General features: G+C 34.3%; 3 protein-coding genes. All 3 read right to left on the bottom strand.

Going from position 1 to position 6,064, the window contains the following annotated elements; all coding sequences use genetic code 11:
- Nucleotides 1-515, bottom strand: a 515-nt coding sequence (locus PF572_05545; protein MDA3840531.1) for a threonine--tRNA ligase, incomplete at its 3' end; no start/stop codon positions are given.
- Nucleotides 516-847: 332 nt separating this feature from the next.
- Complete coding sequence (locus tag PF572_05540) at nucleotides 848-2,446, bottom strand: hypothetical protein (protein ID MDA3840530.1); 1,599 nt, start codon at nucleotides 2,444-2,446, stop codon at nucleotides 848-850.
- Between the two features lie 59 nt (nucleotides 2,447-2,505).
- Nucleotides 2,506-6,060: a DNA polymerase III subunit alpha gene (locus tag PF572_05535; protein ID MDA3840529.1), complete on the bottom strand. Its 3,555-nt coding sequence runs from the start codon at nucleotides 6,058-6,060 to the stop codon at nucleotides 2,506-2,508.
- Between the last annotated feature and the right edge of the window lie 4 nt (nucleotides 6,061-6,064).

The raw sequence follows: 6,064 nt of genomic DNA, 5'->3' as shown, positions 1-6,064 counted from the left end.
TCTAATTCTTTTTTAGTATCAAAGGCAAGACCATAAATACGAGTTAACATTTTATTATTCTCATCACCGCGCCAATAGGCTCCAGCGATTTTGTGCAAAGAAAAACTTCCAACTGCTATTTCTTTTGATTCTTCTACGTGTGGACCACGACAAAGATCACTGAATTTAAATATTTCGTAGTAAGAAACATTAATCTCACCTTCTTTTTTTAAATCTTCCAAAAGTTCTTGTTTATATATCTGACCAGATTTTTTCTCATTTTCAATAGCTTCATTTATATCCATTTCTGACTTCTCCATTTTCACATTTGTCTTTAGCAAATGCTTCATTTTTTTCTCAATTGTCTTTAAGTCGTCTTCACTAACTTTTTGTTCTCCAAAATCAATATCATAATAAAAACCATTATCAACAACTGGCCCAATTGCAAACAACGCCTCGGGGTAAAGTTCTTTAATTGCCGCTGCCAAAACATGCGACAATGAATGCCTTTTTTTTTCTAAATTTTCATTTTTCATATATACAAGTTAAAAGATAAAAGATTAAAGTTAAAAGAATTATAGGAATAATTTACTTTTCACTTTCTACTTTTCACTTTTAACTAAAAATAAAAACAACCCCATCCAAATGCACCAAATTATTGGCACACTAGGACGGGGTTATTAACCTCGCGGTTCCACCTAGTTTTCCCATTTTACGGGACACTTTATTCAGTAATTATTAGCTTAGTCTCTTGCGAGATATTGAAATTCAATTCCATGGTTGGTGGCCATGGCAATCGCTAAATTCTTACTATTTAATATAGATTATAATCTATATTAAAATATATATTAAATATTGTCAATCTGGGCTATCTTTTTGTTTTAATAATTATTTTATCTGGAATAGCAGGAACTCTTTTTATAAACGATGGGAAAAATTCTATATCAAATCCTGAAATACCTTCTTTACTCATTAAGTAAGCATCTAACTGATCTTTATTTAATTCCAAAATCTCTTCTTTATTTATAACTTCTGAATTCGAATCAAGACTAACTTTTCCTTCAAAGGTTGCATTAATAGATGCTGTCCCTTCTTTATAATCAAAAGTATCCAGGGTATAAATAATATTATTTCTATTAAACTCAATTAATTCCTTTTCTGCAGCTAGGGTTGAAATAAACTTTTTCTCTGCCAAGTTAGCAGCAGCTTGATCATCGAAGGCAACTGCTACGATGTTAGCAGTAATTGTAGCATCAAAACCGTCAACTTCATCACCTCTCTCTGCCTCAATTTCTGTAAAGACAGAATTGTCATCTATGCTATAAATAACCTGACTGTAATCCTCATATTTTTTATTAATTTCTGCTTTTGCTTTTTGAACTAGTTGTTGTTTCAAATCTCTAATAGCATTGTCAATATCGGCTTGAGTTACAAATTTGTCCACTTTCTGGCTATATTCTATTTTACTTTTACTTTCTCCATAAATCTTATCCTGAATCCCGGCCCATAGTCCTGGGATGGTGAATTTTGTTGGGCCAGTCTCCATGTTTATACTTGGTTCATCGGCATATACTTTAACTTTTACTTCTCCTCCAGCAGGGATATTGACTGTTTCTTCAATTCTATAAACTTTGCCATCAGGAGACAATAATCTAGTCGTGGCAACTAATGGCTGATTTTTTGTATAGTAGTTATATATTGTAACTTCGCCAGCAACTTCCTCGCCTATAACATCCTCGCCACTAGCCTCATAACTTGCTGTTAAATCCATGCTAGTTTTTTTGACAATACCGACTATTTTATCTCCTGCAATCGAACCATCATTATCTTTATCATAAACATCAATAATCATATTGTTATTTATTCTCTCTTGATCAGGGATAATAGTAATTGTTACACTAGCAAATAAAAAATAAAATATAAAAGACAAAAGCACAACAGTGGCGATTAAAAAGAAAATAGCAATTTTTCTGTATAAACCGACCGACCTTTTTACTTGCCCCTCTCCTCCATAAGATTCTTCCTCGGTTTGGACTTCCGTATTGGAATCTGCTTCTTCACTAAATTCCTCTTTGGCCAATGAGCTAAATTTTAATTCATCTTTTTCTTCTGTTTGTGTGGTTTTTTCTGATTTTGACGATTTTTTCTCTATTTCATCCATCACCTCTTTTTTTTCTGAAGCAGAAATATTAATTTTACTCATAAAATCTCCAACAATATCCGTATCATCTTTTAAAGCTTCTTCTACTTGAATATTCTCTTCTTTTTTCTTAGCGGGTCTTCCTTTTCTTTTTGATTTTGAAGATATTTCACCGCCGACCTTGGCAGTGGTTTTCTTTTTTATGGTTTTCTTCGTTGGCTCTTTCCCTTCCTGAACCAGTTCGCTTGATGTATTTTCTTCATCAATAACTACACCTTGAGCATCATCAAGATTGTCAACTGTTATTTTTATTTTACCAGCAGTCATAATTATTTATATTTATATTCGTTGCTAATACTATAACATTTTTACGATTCTGTGTCTAATCAATCAACTATTTTTATTAATCCATCAAACTCATTAACAATTACTTTTTTCAGATTATTACTATTTTCTACCAAAAATCCCGCTTCAATAACTGAACCGTCTATTTTAAAATAGACTTTGTCACTCCCGGAGTTTTGAATCAAGATTTCTTTCAGCTTTTCTGATTTACTGTCGGTCAATTCTCCATTAAAAACTATTTTAAGTGGATTTGTTTTAATAATTGGCTGAGGTGCAATGTCGGGAGCATTATTAGTCTCTTTTTTTTGCCATCTTCTAACTGGAGGAGCATCCATTACTTCCCTTTTAAAATCGTCGATAGATTTATCTATCATTTTCAAATCTAATTTCACAACCAAATTAGCAAGGAACTTTATTTCATTATCTTTGTCAGAAACCGTTCCTGAACATAAAATAACATTACCTTCTTTCCATATTTCAACATTCTTTTGATAAAGTTTTGGAAAAACCAAAATTTCTGTACTGGCAACAGTGTCTTCCATTTTTACAAAAAGCATTGTTTCGTTTTTTCTGGTCATTATCTTTTTGATTGTTGTAACTATCCCAGAAACTTTAACATCATCATTCCCAACATATTCCGCCAAATATGATATTGGAGTTAGACGAACTTTATTGTGCATTTTTTTACGAAAATCAGAAAAAGGATGTTCTGTAATATAGAGACCGAGAAGTTCTTTTTCCCAAGAAAGTTTTAATTGTCTATCAAGCTCTTCAAATGGATCCAATCTAACTTTATTTACCATTGTTGGCATATCACCAAAAAGACTTGTTTGCTTTGTACTCATTTCCTCGCTTACCTCTTTATGAAATCGCAAAAGATTCTCCATATTAGAAACAAGCTCAGCTCTATTGTTAAAAAGATCTAGCGCACCACTTTTTGTTAAACTCTCCAATGATTTTTTGTTCAGATCTTTATCAACTACCCTACCAAGAAAATCGGAAATATCTTTGTAAGGTCCATTTTCTTTCCTTTCTTTAATTATTACATCAACAATGTGAGCTCCAACATTTTTTATGGCATTAAGTCCAAAACGAATAACATTAACCTTTTCGTCCACTTTTACTATTTCGTTTGTTTCTGTCCCACTAGTAACAACTGTAAAAGAATCATAAGATTGATTTATATCAGGTTGTTTTACATCTATCCCCATGTTTCGACATTCATCAATCTCAATCGCCACCCTGTCAGTATTTTGCTGATCAGCAGTCAAAAGAGCGGCCATAAATTCAGTAGGCCAATGAGCTTTGAGATAGGCGGTTTGATAACCAATCATGGCATAACAAGCAGCATGACTACGATTGAAACCATAGCCCGCAAAAGGTTCGATAAATGAAAAAATAGTTTTGGCGAGATCACTAGAGATTCCATTTTTAACACAGCCATCGATAAATTTTTCTTTTTGCTCATCAAGCAACTTGATAATCTTCTTTCCAACTGCCTTACGCAAAACATCCGCTTGAGCCATGGTAAAACCAGCCAAATCTCTCGCCATTTGCATAACTTGCTCTTGATAAATAGCCACACCATAAGTCACTTTCAAAATTGGTTCTAGCTTCGGATGCAAATATTCTAATTTTTTCTTGCCATGTTTACCATTAATATAGTCTGGTATCCATTCCATCGGACCAGGTCTATACAGCGCTACCATAGCGATAATATCTTCAAACTCAGTTGGCTTCAATTCTTTCAAATATCTTTTCATCCCGCTAGATTCAAATTGAAAAACACCCGTAGTCTCTCCCTTTTGAAAAAGCTTAAAAGTGGTAGGATCATCCAGGGGAATATTATCTATATCGATAATAGTCCCGCGAGTATTTTTTATAATTTTTATAGCCGACTCAATAATAGTTAGATTTTTCAATCCTAAGAAATCCATTTTTAATAAACCAAGATCTTCAACGGGATGAAGTGAGTATTGAGAAACAATGGTTTGGTCAGAAGACGAAGCATATTGAATTGGAGTATGCTCAGTTAAAGGTTCGCCCGTAATCAGAACTCCGCAAGCATGAGTTGAAGAATGTCTAGAAACTCCTTCAAGTTTTAGAGCATAGTCAAGAATTTTTTTCGCGCCTTCTTCGTTGTTGTAAATATCTCTAACTTCAGGAACTTTCTCGATTGCTGTTGTTAAATTTGTGAACATTGGGATCATTTTTGAGATTCTATCGCAATATTCATACGGATAATCAAGCACTCGACCAACATCACGAATTGCAGCTCTCGCGGCCATTGTTCCAAAAGTTATAATTTGGGCAACATGGTCTTTGCCATATTTATTTTCAACATAACGAATAACTTCTTCACGACGAATATCGGCAAAATCTAAGTCAATATCAGGCATAGAAACTCTATCTGGATTTAGGAATCTTTCAAAAATTAAATTGTAGTGAATCGGATCTAGATTGGTTATACCAAGTAGATAGCAAACCAATGACCCGGCTGCAGAGCCTCTTCCGGGACCAACAACTATATTTTGGTTTCTTGCCCAAGTAACAAAATCGGCTACAATCAAAAAGTAAGCTGGCCAACCCATTCCATTTATTACAGACAATTCATAGTCCACCCTTTCTTTTTTCTCCGCGTCCGCCTCTTCGTAAAGAATGCCATATCTCTTCACAAAACCCTCTTTACACATGTGCTCTAGATAGCTCTTGTTGTCATATCCTTCCGGCACGTCAAAGTTAGGAAGATGATATTCACCTAATTCTATCTCAACATTACAACGTTCAGCCAATTTAACAGTATTTTCAATCGCCTCTGGCACATCAGGAAAAGCCTCTCGCATTTGAGTCTCAGTTTTATAGGAAAAATCTCCATCCCCCATACTCATTCTATCAGTATCAGTTATCTTTTTCTTATTTTGCATACAAAGCAAAATATCTTGAGCCGCTGCATCATCTTTATTTAAATAATGGATATCATTTGTAGCTATTACAGGAATACCAAGTTCACGAGAAAATTTAACCATCTGTTCATTTACCTCTCTTTGCCCTTCATAGTTAAAATGAGGCATAATTTCTAAATAAAAATTATCCTGACCAAGAAGTTCGTTAAATTCAAGTATTCTCTCTCTAGCCCTGTCTATTTTTCCAGACAAAATCAGCTTTGGGATTTCACCCCCAAGGCATGCAGTCGAGGCCATTAGGCCTTCACTATATTTAGACAAAACCTCCCAATCAATTCTCGGTTTATAGTAAAACCCTTCAAGATGAGCTATCGAGACCAGTTTAATTAAATTTTTATAACCAACATTGTTTCTAGCAAGCAAAATAAGATGATAAGAGCTCCTTTCATCTGTTCTTGTCACCTTGTCATGTCGTGAGTTTGGAGCAAAATAAGTCTCAACCCCAATGATCGGTTTTATTCCTTGCTTCTTACACTCTTTATAGAACTCAATTGTGCCATACATTGTCCCATGATCGGTCAATGCAACAGCAGGAGCTCCACTTTCTTTGGCAGTTTTAACTAGCGCGTCGATTTTGGTTAAACCGTCGAGCAATGAATAGTGGGAGTGCGTATGAATGTGGACAAAACTCATTATT

The organism is Patescibacteria group bacterium (assembly GCA_027858235.1).
In the GTDB taxonomy this organism is placed as follows: Bacteria; Patescibacteriota; Patescibacteriia; order Patescibacteriales; family BM507; genus BM507.
Note: the sequence above shows the minus strand (reverse complement) of the source record. Positions and strands in the feature narration are given on the sequence as shown.